This window comes from Anabaenopsis arnoldii (assembly GCF_028331025.1).
GTDB lineage: Bacteria > Cyanobacteriota > Cyanobacteriia > Cyanobacteriales > Nostocaceae > Anabaenopsis > Anabaenopsis arnoldii.
Genome location: NZ_JAQMUH010000133.1, coordinates 1 through 16,828, shown reverse-complemented (window position 1 = coordinate 16,828; position 16,828 = coordinate 1). Strand labels below are relative to the sequence as shown.

14 protein-coding genes and 1 pseudogene are annotated in these 16,828 nt (G+C 41.9%); 7 read left to right on the top strand and 8 right to left on the bottom strand.

Annotated elements, in window-relative coordinates; translation table 11 throughout:
* Positions 1-61 precede the first annotated feature (61 nt).
* The 4 genes from PN457_RS11895 (at position 62) to PN457_RS11880 (ending at position 3,170) form a co-directional block, all read left to right on the top strand.
* Positions 62-334 (top strand): DUF4351 domain-containing protein, encoded by a 273-nt coding sequence (locus PN457_RS11895; RefSeq protein ID WP_334310762.1) that lies wholly within the window; start codon positions 62-64, stop codon positions 332-334.
* Positions 335-462: 128 nt separating this feature from the next.
* On the top strand, positions 463-1,032 hold the full coding sequence (locus PN457_RS11890) for a Uma2 family endonuclease (protein WP_200987012.1): 570 nt from the start codon (positions 463-465) through the stop codon (positions 1,030-1,032).
* 747 nt (positions 1,033-1,779) lie between these two features.
* Positions 1,780-1,959, top strand: coding sequence for a hypothetical protein (locus PN457_RS11885; RefSeq protein ID WP_271733540.1), 180 nt, complete (start codon positions 1,780-1,782; stop codon positions 1,957-1,959).
* Positions 1,960-2,114: 155 nt separating this feature from the next.
* Positions 2,115-3,170 carry a radical SAM protein gene (locus tag PN457_RS11880; RefSeq protein ID WP_271733539.1) on the top strand — a complete coding sequence of 352 codons (1,056 nt, stop codon included), beginning with the start codon at positions 2,115-2,117 and terminating at the stop codon, positions 3,168-3,170.
* A gap of 249 nt (positions 3,171-3,419) precedes the next feature.
* Here the strand turns inward: PN457_RS11880 and PN457_RS11875 are convergent, their stop codons facing one another.
* From PN457_RS11875 to gyrA, 6 genes are all read right to left on the bottom strand, one after another.
* Entirely contained in the window at positions 3,420-4,157 is a 738-nt protein-coding gene (locus tag PN457_RS11875) for a peptidylprolyl isomerase (protein ID WP_271733537.1), read from the bottom strand.
* Between the two features lie 157 nt (positions 4,158-4,314).
* Positions 4,315-5,799, bottom strand: a complete 1,485-nt coding sequence (locus PN457_RS11870; protein ID WP_271733536.1) for a putative HlyD family type I secretion protein — start codon at positions 5,797-5,799, stop codon at positions 4,315-4,317.
* Positions 5,800-5,909: 110 nt separating this feature from the next.
* Positions 5,910-8,636 carry a peptidase domain-containing ABC transporter gene (locus PN457_RS11865; RefSeq protein WP_271733535.1) on the bottom strand — a complete coding sequence of 909 codons (2,727 nt, stop codon included), beginning with the start codon at positions 8,634-8,636 and terminating at the stop codon, positions 5,910-5,912.
* Positions 8,530-9,252: a helix-turn-helix domain-containing protein gene (locus PN457_RS11860; protein ID WP_271733534.1), complete on the bottom strand. Its 723-nt coding sequence runs from the start codon at positions 9,250-9,252 to the stop codon at positions 8,530-8,532. Before PN457_RS11860 ends, PN457_RS11865 begins: the two co-directional genes overlap by 107 nt.
* A 164-nt stretch (positions 9,253-9,416) precedes the next feature.
* Complete coding sequence (gene lnt / locus PN457_RS11855; RefSeq protein WP_271733533.1) at positions 9,417-10,994, bottom strand: apolipoprotein N-acyltransferase; 1,578 nt, start codon at positions 10,992-10,994, stop codon at positions 9,417-9,419.
* Complete coding sequence (gene gyrA, locus PN457_RS11850; protein ID WP_271733532.1) at positions 10,975-13,557, bottom strand: DNA topoisomerase (ATP-hydrolyzing) subunit A; 2,583 nt, start codon at positions 13,555-13,557, stop codon at positions 10,975-10,977. Before gyrA ends, lnt begins: the two co-directional genes overlap by 20 nt.
* A 640-nt stretch (positions 13,558-14,197) precedes the next feature.
* Between gyrA and PN457_RS11845 the strand changes: the two genes are divergently transcribed.
* From PN457_RS11845 to PN457_RS11835, 3 genes are all read left to right on the top strand, one after another.
* Complete coding sequence (locus PN457_RS11845; RefSeq protein ID WP_271733530.1) at positions 14,198-14,416, top strand: hypothetical protein; 219 nt, start codon at positions 14,198-14,200, stop codon at positions 14,414-14,416.
* A 48-nt stretch (positions 14,417-14,464) separates the two neighbouring features.
* Positions 14,465-15,385 (top strand): histone deacetylase family protein, encoded by a 921-nt coding sequence (locus PN457_RS11840; RefSeq protein WP_271733529.1) that lies wholly within the window; start codon positions 14,465-14,467, stop codon positions 15,383-15,385.
* Between the two features lie 285 nt (positions 15,386-15,670).
* Entirely contained in the window at positions 15,671-15,808 is a 138-nt protein-coding gene (locus PN457_RS11835; protein WP_271733528.1) for a hypothetical protein, read from the top strand.
* A gap of 124 nt (positions 15,809-15,932) precedes the next feature.
* Here PN457_RS11835 and recR read toward each other — a convergent pair whose 3' ends face one another.
* Both recR and PN457_RS11825 read right to left on the bottom strand, forming a co-directional pair.
* Positions 15,933-16,487, bottom strand: a complete 555-nt coding sequence (gene recR / locus PN457_RS11830) for a recombination mediator RecR (RefSeq protein ID WP_417006604.1) — start codon at positions 16,485-16,487, stop codon at positions 15,933-15,935.
* Positions 16,488-16,687: 200 nt separating this feature from the next.
* Positions 16,688-16,828, bottom strand: a pseudogene (locus tag PN457_RS11825) (photosystem II q(b) protein); the annotation flags it as partial.

Below are 16,828 nucleotides of genomic sequence, written 5' to 3'. Positions count from 1 at the left end.
GTGGGTATCCTACCCCTTTTCAGCCTAATCAGAATTTAAGCAATTTGAACAGGAGCGGACTATGAGGTATGTTACCACCGGCGAGCGCATAGGTTATGAGCGGGGAATACAAGAGGGTAGACAAGAGGGAATACAAGAGGGTAGACAAGAGGGTAGACAAGAGGGTGAACTAACCCTGATTCTCAAACAACTAAAAAAACGATACGGTGAATTATCCCCAGAATTACAGCAGCGCATCCAGTCTCTTTCCCTCCACCAATTAGAAGCCCTGGGGGAAGCTTTACTAGATTTGGGTAGTATGGCGGATTTACTGGCTTGGTTGGAATCCCAGTAATTACTGTGGGGCGCTCTTGTCTCCCTATTTTCAAATACTAAATGGAATGCAGGGGCGATCGCCACTTACTCCTTCTATGGTTTATGAGGATAGAGATGGGGTATTTACGGTTTATAGGAGAAAAAATCATGACAGTTACAACCCCCAAGAACATGACCTTGGAAGAGTTTCTGCAATTTGATGATGGTACAGATAATTTATATGAATTGGAGAACGGCAAATTAATTTCTATGCCTTTAGAAAGTGAGCTAAATCGTCGGATAGCCATGTTTTTATTGGCATACTTCCTAAAATTAGGTATTCCCTATTACCGCTTGAGTATGAAAACAGAAATGGCCGTATATAGTCGCCAGGTGGGGGTGCGTGTTCCTGATTTGGTCTTGTTTTCTGAAGAATTGGCTCAGGTAATGCAAAGTGCTACACGCTCCCTAATTTTAATGGATATGCCGCAGCCGTTGTTGGTGATTGAGGTAGTCAGTCCAAATCAAGAAAATCGGGATTATCGTTACAAGCGCTCTGAGTATGCAACGCGGGGAATCCCTGAGTATTGGATTGTAGATCCCATACAGCAAAAGGTGACGGTTTTGCAGTGGGTAGAAGGTTTGTATGAGGAGCAGGTTTTTACTGGTGATATGGTGATTTGTTCCCCCTTGTTTTCTGAAATTAAGTTAACGGTAAATGATATTTGGCAATGTTAACTCAAATATTTATAAAGTCGGTGCGCCAGGCGATAACTACAATATAGCATTTCCCATGCTCGTGAGGTACAAAGTTGTTTAGTTTCAGGGAACACCGGAACAGGGAACACCGGAACAGGGAATAGGGAATAGGGAATAGGCAATTGATGTGTACTTCATTAGCCTGAAAAAGGCTATAAGGACTAACAGGATGTTTTAAAAGTTATGATTAAGGTATCAAATATTGTTTTACCCCGCATTCAATGTGTTCCCCCGTTTCGGTGTTCCCTCAGATGAAAATTACCTGTTGAAAACTTATCAAACAACCTCTAAACTAATCAGGCTAGATTTTGTATTTCCCTGATTTTTTTTATATCAAGTAAATAAACTACACACCTTAATATCATCAATCTTGTGGGGTGGGCAGAAAAGCCCGCCCTTTTGTACCTAACTCAAATCAAAGGCGCTGTAAATCTCCAATTAATCGGGACATAATTGTAACTATTTTGTCCCTTTTTTCTGGTTTATAATCCCGTATTTTGTCTGTTTATTTGTATACTCTGTGACTTTTAAGCCCTAATTGCGGCTGTTTTATGTAATATATCGTTACAATTGCGGAAATTTTAGTGACAAAGCTGTAACTATTTTGTCACTTTTGTTTTGGAAAAATATCTAGACATAAGTGTCTTAGTTTCATACACTGCTATCAATCGAGGTTTTAAACCTCATGTTTGATTGTTGAAGATAATAAATGGAGGAACAACTCTAATGGCTAATATCAAAATCTTTGAAATTAACGAAGACGGAGAATTAATAGTAAATGATCCAGAATTAGCGGATGCACTTCAAGAGTTAACACCTCAAGAGCTTGAGATTAGAGGCGGACTGAGAGGAAACGGGAACTGTCAGTGTATTAATAATAACTGTCCCAAAAAAGTCAGTACTTAGTAATTTTAGTTGATAAATATCAAATTAATCGGGACATAATAACTGTTTTGTCCCTTTTATTTGGGAAAAATATTTAGGCATAAGTATTTTTTTATACAGCGCTATCAATCGAGGTGTGACAAAGATTTCAAAGGTGTTTGTGAAGGATTAATCAAATGACAACAACAATAGAATCTGTAAAGAAAGCCAACTCTTTGCGGGCGCAATTAATATCTGATAAATTTTTAGAATTAATCATCTTGCCAACAGAGCAATGTAACTTCCGTTGCGTTTATTGCTATGAGGACTTTTCCATAGGCCGAATGAAACCGGAAATTATTGCAGGTATCAAGGCGCTTTTAGATAAACGATGTTCAAAGTTGAATTTTTTAAACCTATCTTGGTTTGGTGGCGAACCTCTAGTGGCTAAGGATGTTGTTTTAGATATCTCTGAATATGCTACCTCTTTAACAGAAAAGTATTCTCAGTTGCAATATTCAGGTTCAATGACAACTAATGGTTACTTCCTAGATATCAAGACTGCTTCTACCTTGGCTAATCTAGGAGTTAGAGATTACCAAATTTCTCTGGATGGACCCAAGGAAATTCATGATCGAAGCCGTCGTCGAGCAGATGGTAAAAGTACATTTGAGCGCATCTGGACTAATTTATTAGCAATACGGGATAGTTCATTGCCAGTCTCGATTTTATTACGTCTCCACTTCACCCCAGATACATTAAATTTGTTTGATCCTTTGTTAGAGGATATCAAAAGAGAATTTTTACAAGACTCGAGGTTTTCTGCTTTCTTTAAAGCCATTGAGAATCTTGGGGGACCTAATGATACCTCCATTAAAACTTTTTCTGAGGATCAGAAGGAAGTAGCTATTAAAATGCTGGAAGGTAAACTATTTGGTGATGAGTTAAATTCAGCACAAAATGGCAATCCAGATTATAATGGTGAACATGTTTGTTATGCTTCACGTCCTAATTCTTTAGTTATTCGTGCCAACGGAAAGGTAGGTAAGTGTACCGTAGCACTTACGGATGAGCGGAATGATGTAGGTACTTTACAGCCAGACGGCAGGCTTAAACTGATACCAGAGCGTTTTGCCCCTTGGGTTCGTGGAATTGAAACCCTTGATTTTGAGACATTAGGTTGTCCTCTGGTTTTATTGCCAACCAGCGATGAGATTAGTGCCAATTTGTCCAGAAAGTCAGTTGCTGTCTAAAGGTGATTTGGAAAGTATTAAACAGGTAATTTTGATCTTAGCGAACAGGGAATGGGGAACAGGGAATGGGGAACAGGGAATGGGGAACACACCGAAACAATAAAATCCAGTCCCCTTTCCCTTATAAAGGGAAAGGTGAGGGTGGGGTCAAACAATAGTTGATACACTAATCATGACTTGACAAACATCCTCTAAGAGGTTGATGGTGGGTCATTTTATCTCTAACCCACCCCAATTTATACAATTCAATCACTCCAGATTAAGATTAATCGCCACTTGATTAACTTTATCCTGTATCCAACTTAATAATAAATCCCTCAAAATTTCCTGCTTTAACTCATCATTCAACTGCGGCTGGATAATCTCCTCCACAAAAATCAAACGCACACCCTTAGCTGTAATAATAGGTTTAAGCAACTGAGGAGGTTTCGCAGCAAATACAGCAGCAGATATTTCTGGCTTTAAATCCCGGCGACGCTGTACCCCCAAATATCCCCCCTGACGGCGCAATTCCACATCTTTAATATATTGGTGCGCCACATCATAAAAACTCATCTCCCCTTCTTTAATGGCGTAAAAAAGTTCTATCGCCAAATCTTCATCTTCTAACACCACTTCATACATCACCACACCGGCATAATTTAGCTGGTTTTGCCAGAAATACGGCTCGATTTTATCTTCAAATAAATGTTGATTTAACTTACCACTAATTAAGTCTGTATATATAATCTCTTCAAAATCATCTACAGATACACCATGCTTCTCTAACCATTTATAAGTATCCTCAGCACTGGTGAGTTTATTTGTTAAGCGTAAAAAATCCGCTGCTTTTTGTAATTCCTCAACTTCTACTTTGATTCCCGCTTCCTCCGCCGCTGATAAGATAATCTTACGGCTGACAATCTGCTCTACTAGCTCAGGAATTTGTAGGGAAAGCTTGACTTGTTGCCAAATATCTGCTTGGGTAATGGTGATGGATTCTAACATGATTTACTCCTAAAATTTGATTGATTTTGGTTGATAAAATTTAAACCCCACCCTAACCCTCCCCTGAATAAGGGGAGGGGACTGGATTTACTGTTTCTGTCGATACATCGGGGAGAATGGGTTGATTTGAACGCCCCAGAAAAGCATTTGCACTTTACTACAACTTGACACCCCCCTGCTGTAACTGCTTAAAGGGATCAAGTATAAAATCAATAATCCGGCGCTGGCGCACAATTACCTCCGCCGTTACAGTGTCGCCGGGATTTAAAGGGATACATTTATCCTGACTAGGAATACAATCTTGATTCATGGAAATTTCTAACTCATAGGCTGCTACCCTCCCATTAGGTGTATCTATTTCTGTAGTTGTGGGAGAAATCTTGAATAATTCACCACTAATTATCCCGTAGTCTTGGAAAGGATAGGCATCAAATTTCAGCTTAACCGGTAAACCCTGACTCAGGGAACCGCTTTGACTTGTGGCCATTTGTCCCCGGACAATTAACGGTGAACCTGTGGGAGCAATTTCGGCAATTAAGGTACCTGGTTGCACCACAGAACCAGCTTTTTCAATAGGTAACTGAAATAAGGTTCCGCTGACGTTGGCTTTTAACACTCGTTGATTAAGTTGAAATTCCCAGGACTGAATTTGGCTTTTAGTTTGAGCAATTTCTGCATTTAGGGTAGAAATTTCGCTCTCTATATTTTTCAGTTGTTCTTCGCTTCTGAGTACCGCCAGTTTACCAGCATTAGTGACTATTTTGTAACTATTTTCTTGTTCATTGACTCTTAATTGGGCTTGTTTAATATCAGCATCAAATTGCTTAATGGTGCGCTGATAACTACTTTGTTGTTCTCCTAACCGTAACTGGGCTTGTTGAATATCTGATTTACTCTGTTCATATAATCTTTGTTGTTCTTGGGCTATATCTTGCTTTTCTACCAGTGTGATTTCTGGTATAACTCCTGATTCCCGGAGTTGACCATAGCGTTTAACTTCTCGTTGACTGCTAGCTAACCGGGAAGCCATTAATTTATTGGCAGTTTGACTATGTTCTAGGCTTTGTTTAGCTTGATTAACTTGGGATAATTTTTCCTCTTTTTGTAAATTAGATAAACTCTGTATGGCGGTTAAATTTTGTCTAGCTTGGTCAATTTGAGATTGTTTTTCTAACTCTTGAAATTGATTTTGTTGGCGCTGGGTTGCCAAAACTACAATTAACTGATTTTTTAACAGGTTTAACTGAGATAACCGATTTAATTGACCTTCTAATCTGTCTTTGGTTTGTCGTAATTCGCCTTTGACTAGTTCTGATTCTAGTACCAATAAAGTCTGTCCAGCTGTAACTACATCACCTACTTTGACTTGAATTTCCGCCACGGTTCCAGCAACGGGTGCATCTAGTCTGACTGTTTTACCTTGGGGTTCTAATCTTCCCCTAGCTGTACCTGTTTCATCGACGCGGGAAAACATCGCCCAGGGTAAAACTATGGATACAAATATAATCAGGAAGTATAGTAATCCCCTTGTCCACACTTGGGGTAAACTATCTAGTAGGTCTTTGGTGACATGAGACCAATCATCTATTAAGTTGGCTGGTTGTAGTGGTTCATGTTGCTCATGATTGATGCTATTTGGCATAATTCCCCTGGATATAGTTGTGAAATTTAAATGATTTGGCAAAAAAATTGATTATGGTAGTTATATCCCCGACTTCTATGATAAATGTTGAAGGGATGAGAAGATGGTGTTCAGAAGTCGGGGATATTACCTGCATTATCTAACTGTTGTTGATTGAGATAGTAATAATGTCCCCGTTTAGCCATTAACTCGTTGTGGGTACCACTTTCAATTAATACCCCTTTATCGAGTACCAAAATTAAATCAGCATTGCGCACTGTGGAAAGACGATGAGCAATTACTAATGTGGTTCTACCTTTGAGGATGGTGTTTAAGTTGTTTTGAATTATGCGTTCTGATTCAGCATCTAAATGGGAAGTGGCTTCATCTAAAATCAGCAGTGAGGGATTACCTAATAAAGCTCTTGCTATGGCAATTCGTTGTCGTTGTCCACCAGATAACATTCCCCCACCTTCACCGATTTGGCTTTCATAACCCATGGGTAACTTTTTGATAAACTCATCAGCCCCTGCTAACTCTGCCGCTTCTATAATTGTTTGTAAACTTGCCCCTGGGTGTGCTAAACTAATATTTTCGCGAATCGTACCGCCAAACAGAAAAGTATCTTGGTCAACTACCCCCACCTGTTCCCGTAGGGAACGTAAGGACAGACTGGTAATATCATGTCCATCAATTAACACCTGACCATCTGTAGGGGGATACAAGCCTAAAACTAACTTAGAAATAGTTGTCTTTCCTGAACCACTGCGACCTACTAAAGCTACCATTTGCCCTGGTTTAACGGTAAAGCTGAGATTTTCTAAAACGTTAATATCACTTTCTGGGTGATAACGAAAGGTGACATGATCAAAACAGATATGACCTTGAATTGGTGGTAAAGATTGCCGGACTTGATGCTGTAAATCCTCTTCTGGTTCTGTATCCAAAACATCGTTAATCCGCTCTACAGCGATGGTTACTTCTTGTAACTCATTCCACAAAACAGTTAATCTTTGAAATGGGGCAATCACATTACCCAACAGCATATTAAATGCTACTAATTGCCCAATAGTTAACTGATTTTGAATTACTAGATATGCCCCATACCATAGTAACCCAGTAGTAACAACCGCGTCAATCAAATTACTAAAAATTTGCAGGCGATTACCGATAACCTGCCCAGAAAAGCTGGTTTTCACTCTTTTATTTAGTAAGTCTTCCCAATGCCAACGTACCGTTTGCTCCACTGCTGTAGATTTAACGGTTCTCACCCCAGTTAAAGCTTCGATTAAATAACTACTTTCAGTAGCATAGGCGTTAAAAATCTCCCGAGATATCCGGCGTAAAAACGGGGTAGCAATCAAGGCTAATAGGAAAAAAGGCGGCACAATTACTAAAGCTAAAAGTGCCATTTTCCAGCTATACCAAAACATCAACCCGACATAAATAAATACGGTGATTAAATCTAGTACAATAGATAAAGCCTCACCGGAAAGAAAGCGTTGAATCTTGGTATTTTCCTGAACACGGGAAATAATATCCCCTACATAACGAGACTCAAAGAAATTGAGGGGGAGACGCAGGGTATGGCGAATAAAAGCCACAATTAAAGCCACATCTAATTTATGGGCTGTGTGGTCTAATAAATATTGCCGTAACCCCATCATAGCCACACGGAATAAACTAAAAATTAGCAGCCCTAAACCCACAGCAAATAAAGTTAATTCCGAACGTTGAACTACGACCCTATCTAAGATTAACTGAGTGAATAAAGGGGTAACTAAACCAAAGATTTGAATAAATATAGAAGCAGCAAATACTTCCAACATCACCAAGCCATGGGGCTTGATTAATTCAAAGAATTGCCAGAAGGGTGTGACGGTTTCGGGGGTATCTTTGAAAAATGCTGTGGGTTGTAGCAGCAGTGTGTAACCCGTCCAATTGTCTTTAAATTCGGCGTAGGTGAGGGTACGTTGACCAATGGCGGGGTCGGCGACAATGACGGATTTGCGGGTAATTTCATAAACAACAATGTAATGTTTACCTTCCCAGTGGACAATGGCGGGTAATTTTTGCTTGGCTAGTTGATCTAAACTAGCTTTTACTGGTCTGGTACTAAAGCCTATACTTTCAGCAGCGGTGGATAAACCCCGTAAAGATGAGCCATTGCGGTCAACATTAGCGATATCTCGTAAACGATTGACACTAAAGCGTTTACCCCAATAACGAGATACCATGACTAAACAAGCAGCACCACAATCTGAAGCACTTTGTTGAGCAAAAAACGGGTAACGGCGAATAGTTTTCTGTAGTAAATGTCCGACGCGCTGTGTAGGACTGGGGAGGTAAGCTTTACCGATCTTGTTTGATGTCTGGGTTGGTGTGACAGGTGGGGGGGTGATTTCCTCTTGAGGATATGTAGGTAGCGAATCTGAAGTTACCAGTAAAGAATTAACTGCACGGGCTTGGGTGAATAAATGGTTTTGAATGTGGGGATATTTCTGCATCAAGGCTGACAAAACTGTAGCCGGAATGAAGCATAGTTGTAAATTAACACTAGCTCTAGCTCCATAGGGGTAAAAGTCAGCTTCTGGGAATAGGGTAAACTCCCCAAATGATGCTCCTGCTTCTAAGGTAGTAATTAACTCATCTGCGTGATTCAACAGCCTGACTTTACCAGTGATGATAATGTATACACCACCATCTACATCTTTTCCTTGCCAAAACTTACCGACCCTGGGGCTTTTGAATTTAAACTGTGAGTAGTAGTTGTGAAATTCTGCTGGGGAGAAAGAATGACCTAGAACCTGGTTGAACTGTTCTAGAGACAGCACAGAGGTGGGTAGATTTTGCACCATAAGTTTTTAAATGAGTATCTAAAGTGGGTGGAATATAGGAAATTACGGGGTCTTCTAGAGGTGTGTCTGACTTCAAATCTTGAATCAAGATGCTAGGATTCCCAGTATTTCCCGTAGTTGTTTGTTGGTGATGATTGATTTGGCGACAAGTGGATAATCCCAATTGTTTGAGTAGTCGCTTAATGTGTCTATGGCTCAATTCCACACCAAATTCCTGAGCTAAATGTTCACCCAGCCATTTAACAGTCCACCGTGTAAAAGCATAACCATAGTCACGGGGACTACTAACCACCAATTCTTGCAAACGCTGTAAATAGTCGTTATTGACCACTTTAGGACGACCCACGGGACAATCACCCCATTGATGCGCCATACCACTCCTGGCCATGTGCATCCAGTGTCTCACCATTGCGGGACTACAGCCCAAAATGTGACAAATAACTCCTTGAGATTTCCCTTCATCTGCAAGTAGCATAATTTGAATCCGTAGCCGATATAAATCAGGTAAATCTGTTTGTAAACTTTTTTGTAATAGGTCTCGTTGAAATGGTGTCAAAAACTTACCTGTATTAATGTCTTGAATTTGCTCCTCTCTCTTATATTTATGGACAGACATAAACAGAAATAGTGATAAAGAAACCCATTATATTATACAGAGTAATTTGGGCATGAACTCGAAATTATACAAATAATAATTTTGTGATAAAAAGATTATGAAAATATAAAAAAATTGAAAAATATTCAAGCTCCACCTTGCTGCTAACAACACCTAAGCAACTGTTACTCTGTTAAGCCTGTGGGTCTGTGGGTGAGACGAATAACTTGATGGAATAACCCAGCCAACCCCAATAACAGAACCGTCAACCAATCACCCCAACGCACGTATAAAGTGCGAGTTTCCCGCTTGTAGATAGTTTCAGCATGAGTTGCATAAGTGTTATGTCCAGATATCCATAAGGTGTGACCGTGGGGGTCAACAAAGGCGGAATATCCGGTATTAGTCGCCCGCACTGACCATCTATCGGTTTCAATAGCCCGCATGATATCCAAGGCGTGATGTTGAAATGGCATAGAGGGGCTGTAATGAGCATCGTTAGAAGCACTGAGAATAAATTGCCCGCCAGTAGCAGCTTGACGGCGAAATATTTCGGGGAAAGCGGAGTCATAACATATACCAACTATAGCCCGACCAAAGGGGGTATCAAATATCTGATTGGTTTTCCCTGGTACTTGGTGAGCATCCAGAGGTGATAAGCGCCCAATTATGCCGCCTAAAATATCCTCAAAGGGTATATACTCCCCCAGTGGGACTAATTTAGTTTTGTCGTAACGGCTGAAAATTTCACCTTTCCCAGTGAAGGTAAATAAACTATTTGTATAACTGGTTCCCTGTTCTCCAAAAGCCCCAACCCAAGCAACTACGCCTTTTTCTTGCACTGCTTGCACTAAGCTAGTGTTGGGGAGGTCGCGCTGGAAATAGGGTAAAGCTGCTTCTGGGGTCAGGACTGCATCAACACCTTGGTCTACTAGATTGTAATATCCGGTGGTGTAACCTGCTAAAGCCCGCCGCAAACCTTGGGGTATAAGTTTTATTTCGTTGGGGATATTACCTTGGATGATTCCCACCTGCAAAGCTGCTGCTGGTGGTTGGGCGATGGGACGGCTATATAAATAAAACCCCAACAGGTGTAAAGTCATGAATAGTGAGATGGCGATCGCCAAGTGTTGCTTGACCACCCGACCAGAGGAGGAACTTCTACTGTGGCGGTTAATCCATGCTTCTGCAATTAAACCATTAACTGCAACTATGGCGGCGGTGACGGTGTTCGGTCCTGATAGTTGACCCAGGTGTAAAATTACGAGGTTGTGGGGACTTTGTGTATAAGCCAAGGAACTCCACCACAGGGGTCCAGCACTCCAAAGACTTTCTAATCCGCACCAAATAGCCGTACCAAATAGAACACGTAGCCCCGATTTTTTCCCCCCCCAACGAGCCATAAGCGCCCCCCACAGGGTGAGGAGCAACCCCCCAAGTAGGCTAATAAATGACCAACAAAACAGGGTAATTGCTAAACTTGGTAACCAAGGAACGCCCAACCAGTTCATGGGATGAATCCCAGTAATCCAGGATAGGGCGACACCATGATAGCCAACACCCCAGGCGAGTCCCAGGAGGGGGGGAGATGCAGGAGAGGTAAAAACTAACACCCACAGGGGGGCGAGGGCAACCCAGGCGAAAAACCAGGCACCCACGGGGGCTACGGTTAGCCCCATTAAGACACCACTGGCGCAGGCGATCGCATAGGGGAGTAAGGTTGTTACCCTTTCCCTATATTTTTTACTCAGCTGCTTCCACATCTTCACCGGTATCAGGAGGAACTATAGCTACACCATTAATGGCATCATCTTCATCCAGACGCTGCACTCTCACCCCAGTGGCTGATCGCGATTGTATGGAAATGGCATTCACCGCTTGACGGATGATTATACCACGATTAGTCACCATCATAATTTCATCGTTATCATTGTTAACAATGCGTAAGGTGGCTAATTGGTCTTTAATCTTACGGTTTTTGAATTTGGTAGCCATTAAACCCTGACCAGCGCGGTTTTGCAGTCGGAATTGGGCGACTGGTACGCGCTTACCATATCCGCCCATGGTAATCACTAACACCCAAGGACCAATAATACCGTTACTTGGTACTTCTAGGGATTCCTCCTGGATGTCTATGTCTGCGTTGTCTATGTCTGCGGTTTCCTCTGTATTCAGGGTGTCCAGAATGGCGGCTGGGAGTATATCCATCCCTACGAGTTCATCGCCATTTTTTAGTTTCATGGCTCTGACTCCCCGAGTGGCTCTACCCAGAGGGCGTAGCTGTTCATGGGTACATCGAAAATGAATCGCCATCCCTTGACGAGAACCCACTAATATGCTGTCCTCTACTCTAGCTCGGCGTACCCAGCGCAGTTGGTCGCCTTCTTCCAGAGAAATAGCAATTAAGCCGTTAGCTCTGATGTTACTAAATGCAGCTAATTCCGTTTTCTTAATATTGCCGCCTTTGGTGAGCATAACTAGATATTCTTCACTGCTAAACTCATCTACGGGGACAATTGAGGTAATTTTTTCTTCCTTGGGAATGGGTAGCATTTGCACAATGGGTGTGCCGCGACTGGTACGGGAACCGACAGGAATTTGATAAGCTTTTAAACAGTAGACGACACCGCGATCGCTAAAGAATAAAACACTGTCATGATCGCAGCAAGTTAAGAAATGCTCAATGGTATCATCATCTTTGACCTTAGCGGCGGCTTTCCCTCTGGTAGCGCGGCTTTGGGCTTCAAAGGTGTTGACAGGCATCCGTTTGATGTAGCCTTGTTCTGTGACTAAAATGATGGCTTTTTCGTTAGCAATCAGGTCACGCTCATCTATATCGCCTTCACCGGGTAAAATTACTGTACGCCTGGGTGTTGCAAAGCTGGTTTTTAGCTGAGTGACTTCGGTTTCGATGATTTCTAGTATCCGTTCTCGCCGGGCTAAAATATCCTGTAAATCGGCAATTTGAGTTTGTAAATCTGCGTGTTCTTGACGAATTTTATCTGCTTCTAAGGCTGTCAAACGCCGCAGCTGCATCTGTAGGATAGCATCGGCTTGGACTTCTGACAGGCCGTAATTTGTCATTAACTCGGCTTTGGCTGTGGGTGCGTCGGGTGCATGACGAATTAAAACAATAATTGCATCTAATTGAGATAAGGCAATTAATAACCCCTGGAGGAGATGATCACGAGCTTCGGCTTTTCGCAGTTCGTAGCGGGTGCGTCTGGTAATTGATTCGACGCGGAAATCTAGGAAGACTTCTAAGAACTTCTTCAGGGTGAGGATTTCCGGTTTACCATTGACCAGGGCCAGCATATTCGCCCCAAAGTTAGCTTGGAGGGGGGTTTGCTTGTAAAGGTTATTGAGGACTACACGGGGGTAAGCATCCCGCTTCAATTCAATCACGATTCTCATCCCATCGCGATCGCTTTCGTCCCGAATATCTGCAATTCCTTCCAGACGCTTTTCATTCACCATGTCGGCGATTTTTTCAATCAACCCCGCCTTATTAGTTTGGTAGGGTAACTCAGTGATAATAATTGCTTCTCTATCCGGTCGTCCTCGTTGTTCTACGGTTTCAATGGTAGCCACACCCCGCATAGTAATAGAACCGCGTCCAGTGGTGTAGGCTTCCCGAATCGCTGCTGTTCCCAACACCTGGGCCCCTGTGGGGAAATCTGGACCCGGAATATACTCCATTAATTCCAGGTCAGTGATTTCAGTGTTGTGAATCAGCGCCACCAAACCATCAATTAATTCTCCCAAGTTGTGCGGGGGGATATTGGTAGCCATACCCACAGCTATACCGGAGGAACCATTGAGCAATAATTGGGGGATGCGTGATGGTAATACTGTCGGTTCTTGTTGGGAACCGTCGAAGTTATCGATAAAATCTACAGTTTCTGATTCAATATCTTGGAGGAGGGACAGACTAGTTAAAGCTTGTAACCGACACTCTGTGTATCGCATGGCCGCCGGTGGGTCATTATCTACCGAACCAAAGTTACCATGACCGTTAATCAGGGGCGATCGCATGGAGAAGTCCTGGGCCATGCGTACCAAAGCATCATAGACCGCTGTATCACCGTGGGGGTGATATTTACCCAAAACTTCCCCAACTACACGGGCGCATTTACGAAATGGGCGATCGTGAGTCAGTCCCAGCTCGTGCATTGCGTAGAGGATGCGACGATGCACAGGTTTGAGACCATCCCTTGCATCTGGGAGCGCCCGACCCACAATCACACTCATGGCGTATTCCAGATAAGACTGGGACATTTCATTGCGCAGGTCTGTGGGGATAATCCTCTCCTGTGAGGTTGTCATAATCTAAAAAACTCCAAAAAATGTAGATTTTAGCCCTTACGCTTGTTGCCAGCGTCAAATTATTCTGAATTAATCTTGAATAATTTCCATATTTTTGTTAACATTATAACATATAATCTCATCTTTTGCACCTAAATTAACCAGCTAAAATATCGAGAAATAAACTGGAAAACTAGACTTTTTGCCTATGGTAATATAAAAAACATTATGAATGTGTTTTTAGTAACTATTTTATAGGAAAAAATAACTAGAAACATCTCATTTATAACTAATAGTTTATATTCAAATTAATTGCCAAAAAAAAGTTATTTTAGCCAGAAGATAGTCCTTCGATCCTAAGCAGTCTTAGTCTTACATCTGTAGTTAATCAACTTTTTCCCATACTGGAAATAAGACAGAACAGCCCTAGATTAGAAACAATAATAGTAAATAAAGCAATCCTAAATGATTCATGAACAATTTCTGTTCCCTGTTCCCTGTTCGGTGTGTTCCCTTTCCTCACTCATAATTTCTCAAGTCAAATAGGATGACTATATATTACCATTGAGGTATGGGGAAAATAGGAATTTAACTCCCACTGATAGTACCCCTTCCGTACTACATATCTTAAGGTGAAGACTAGGAGTTAAAATAAATTGCCATGAATCACCAAAAAGTTTTCAACTCAGGGGAAAAAGCTCACCCAGAAGATGCTGCATCTCAATTAAGTCCGGAGGTGCTAGACATGATCAAACATCCTCCCAAAATGGATGATGTCATCCGCGCTCAGTCACCTGCGGAACGGAGGGGGAACCCTGCTTTAGTACCGGAGATGCTAGAGCAACCAATTGATGAAACTCTTGAGGAGCATGAAGGGTAGAGCAACAATCAGGATAGAATAACCCAGAGTATTCTGCTGTGTCTCCTTATGCTATCAGTCATTTATTCTGATGAGTTTCTAGACCACAAAACTGGAAGATATCATCCCGAAAAACCGGAACGCTTGACGGTAATAGTCAATGCTCTCAACTCAGCCACCTTTGGGGAAAAAATTACTTGGCTTACCCCTACGCCAGCATTAGAAAGGCCATCGCTTATACCCACACTACTCAAAGCCCATGATCTAGCCTACATCAACAAAGTTAAAGAAATTGCCGCCAGTGGAGGGGGTTATTTAGACGGTGATACACCAGTTTCTCCCCGCAGTTATGATGTAGCATTATTAGCAGTAAGTGCCTGGTTGGATGGGGTGGATACTGTACTCACCTGTGCTAACCCGGCTTTTGTCTTAGCACGTCCACCGGGACACCATGCTGAACGTAATACTGGTATGGGCTTTTGTTTATTTTCCCATGCGGCGATCGCCGCTTTATATGCCCTGGAACAACCAGGAGTTAACCGCGTCGCCATTCTCGACTGGGATGTACATCATGGCAATGGTACCCAGGCGATCGTCGAAACTCACCCGCAAATTGCATACTGTTCTTTACATCAGCATCCGTGTTATCCCGGTACTGGGAGAGCTTCTGAGAAGGGATTATATGATCATGTCTTGAATTTACCGATACCCCCTGGTAGTAATATCACTGTATATCAGCCAATCATAGAAACTAGGGTAATACCGTTTTTAGCTGAGTTTCAGGCGGACTTACTGATTGTCAGTGCAGGTTATGATGCTAATCAGTCAGATCCTTTAGCCAATATTAATTTACAGCCTCAAGACTATGCCTTATTTACAAATGCTTGTCTGGGACTAACTCGGAAAATTCTCTTTGGTTTAGAAGGTGGTTATGATTTTACCTCCCTTTCCCAATCTGTATTAGCCACTATTGAAACCTGCTTAATTTAACTTAATATATCTTCTAGGGTGCGTCAGACCCTGTGAATTGTGGAAATCAAGAGATTTTTGATATCTGACGCACCTAAATATTAATTTATATATATTTCTGTATTCTAGGTCACAAAAAATGCATTAAATTCATCTCATGTCCAGAAAAAAAAAATCTCTTTACCCTCATAAACTGTCTAAAGTTTTGTTAAGATGCTAATGAAAGTCATTGTTCCATGAGAACTGTTAAATCAGGAAATGGAAACATGAACACTAACAACAGCACAGAGTTGAAAAGGTGAAATAATGAGCACCTATATGTTTTTTGAAGATGCCCTGAGAATGTTTGCTAATATCTATTTGCTATCAGCAGTCATGCTCATAGCAGCTTCTGGTGTTGGTTTAGCAGTGATAGAAACCATTGAAAAAACAGGAGAACGCTAAATAAACCCTCAAAAATGCAAGTTTTACAGACAGACCACATCTACAGGGAAATCACTGTAAAGCTACAGTAACTTAATTTTTACTAGCGATCGCCTTGCAAAACCCCACTTCATGGAATTGAAAACTATAATTCTCTGCGACCCTCCAAGGCTCTAGCTAGTGTCACCTCATCTGCATACTCCAAATCGCCCCCCACGGGTAGACCAAAAGCAATACGTGTCACCTTGGTAAATGGTTTAAGTAGCTGACCGATATACAGGGTTGTTGTCTCCCCTTCTATAGTCGGACTAATAGCCACAATCACCTCTTGGATTTTTTGTTGACTCACCCGCTGCACCAAAGCTTGAATAGTTAGCTGTTCTGCTCCAATACCATCCATAGGGGAAATCACCCCACCTAAAACGTGATACTTACCTTTATATTCGCGGGTTTTTTCCAAAGCAATCACATCACGAGAATCAGCTACCACACAAATAGAGGTATTATCGCGGTTAGGATGACGACAAATTTCACAAACAGGATCAGCAGATAGGTGAAAGCAAACAGAACACAAGCCTATCTGCTTTTTTGCATCAATCAAGGCTTGTGCTAAGGCTTCTACTTCGGCTTCGGGACGTTTTAAGATGTGCAACGCCAATCTTTGGGCTGATTTGGGACCAACTCCTGGTAGGCGTTGCAACTGCTCGATTAACCGTGCTAAAGGACGTGCGTAAACCGTGGTTTTATCTCCTGTATTTTCTCATCATCAACTATGATGACATTTTTTCGGTCATGTTTTTAGATTGTGCGATCGCTTCGTCAGCTGGAGTAATTAGGTTAAAAAACAAAAAAAGCCCCCTATCTCTAGGAGGCTTTTTTCGATTCAGCTAAAGTTTATGATTAGCCGTTGATTGCAGGAGCAGTCAAAGCAACAGGAGCAACTTCACCAGCAGCCAAGTCTAAGGGGAAGTTGTGAGCGTTACGCTCGTGCATTACTTCCATACCCAGGTTAGCGCGGTTGATGACATCAGCCCAGGTAGC

Bases quoted from the DNA above. Each gene is read 5' to 3' on its own strand.
- PN457_RS11895 (WP_334310762.1), top strand. From the start codon at position 62: ATGAGGTATGTTACCACCGGCGAGCGCATAGGTTATGAGCGGGGAATA.
- PN457_RS11890 (WP_200987012.1), top strand. From the start codon at position 463: ATGACAGTTACAACCCCCAAGAACATGACCTTGGAAGAGTTTCTGCAA.
- PN457_RS11885 (WP_271733540.1), top strand. From the start codon at position 1,780: ATGGCTAATATCAAAATCTTTGAAATTAACGAAGACGGAGAATTAATA.
- PN457_RS11880 (WP_271733539.1), top strand. From the start codon at position 2,115: ATGACAACAACAATAGAATCTGTAAAGAAAGCCAACTCTTTGCGGGCG.
- PN457_RS11875 (WP_271733537.1), bottom strand. From the start codon at position 4,157: ATGTTAGAATCCATCACCATTACCCAAGCAGATATTTGGCAACAAGTC.
- PN457_RS11870 (WP_271733536.1), bottom strand. From the start codon at position 5,799: ATGCCAAATAGCATCAATCATGAGCAACATGAACCACTACAACCAGCC.
- PN457_RS11865 (WP_271733535.1), bottom strand. From the start codon at position 8,636: ATGGTGCAAAATCTACCCACCTCTGTGCTGTCTCTAGAACAGTTCAAC.
- PN457_RS11860 (WP_271733534.1), bottom strand. From the start codon at position 9,252: ATGTCTGTCCATAAATATAAGAGAGAGGAGCAAATTCAAGACATTAAT.
- lnt (WP_271733533.1), bottom strand. From the start codon at position 10,994: ATGTGGAAGCAGCTGAGTAAAAAATATAGGGAAAGGGTAACAACCTTA.
- gyrA (WP_271733532.1), bottom strand. From the start codon at position 13,557: ATGACAACCTCACAGGAGAGGATTATCCCCACAGACCTGCGCAATGAA.
- PN457_RS11845 (WP_271733530.1), top strand. From the start codon at position 14,198: ATGAATCACCAAAAAGTTTTCAACTCAGGGGAAAAAGCTCACCCAGAA.
- PN457_RS11840 (WP_271733529.1), top strand. From the start codon at position 14,465: ATGCTATCAGTCATTTATTCTGATGAGTTTCTAGACCACAAAACTGGA.
- PN457_RS11835 (WP_271733528.1), top strand. From the start codon at position 15,671: ATGAGCACCTATATGTTTTTTGAAGATGCCCTGAGAATGTTTGCTAAT.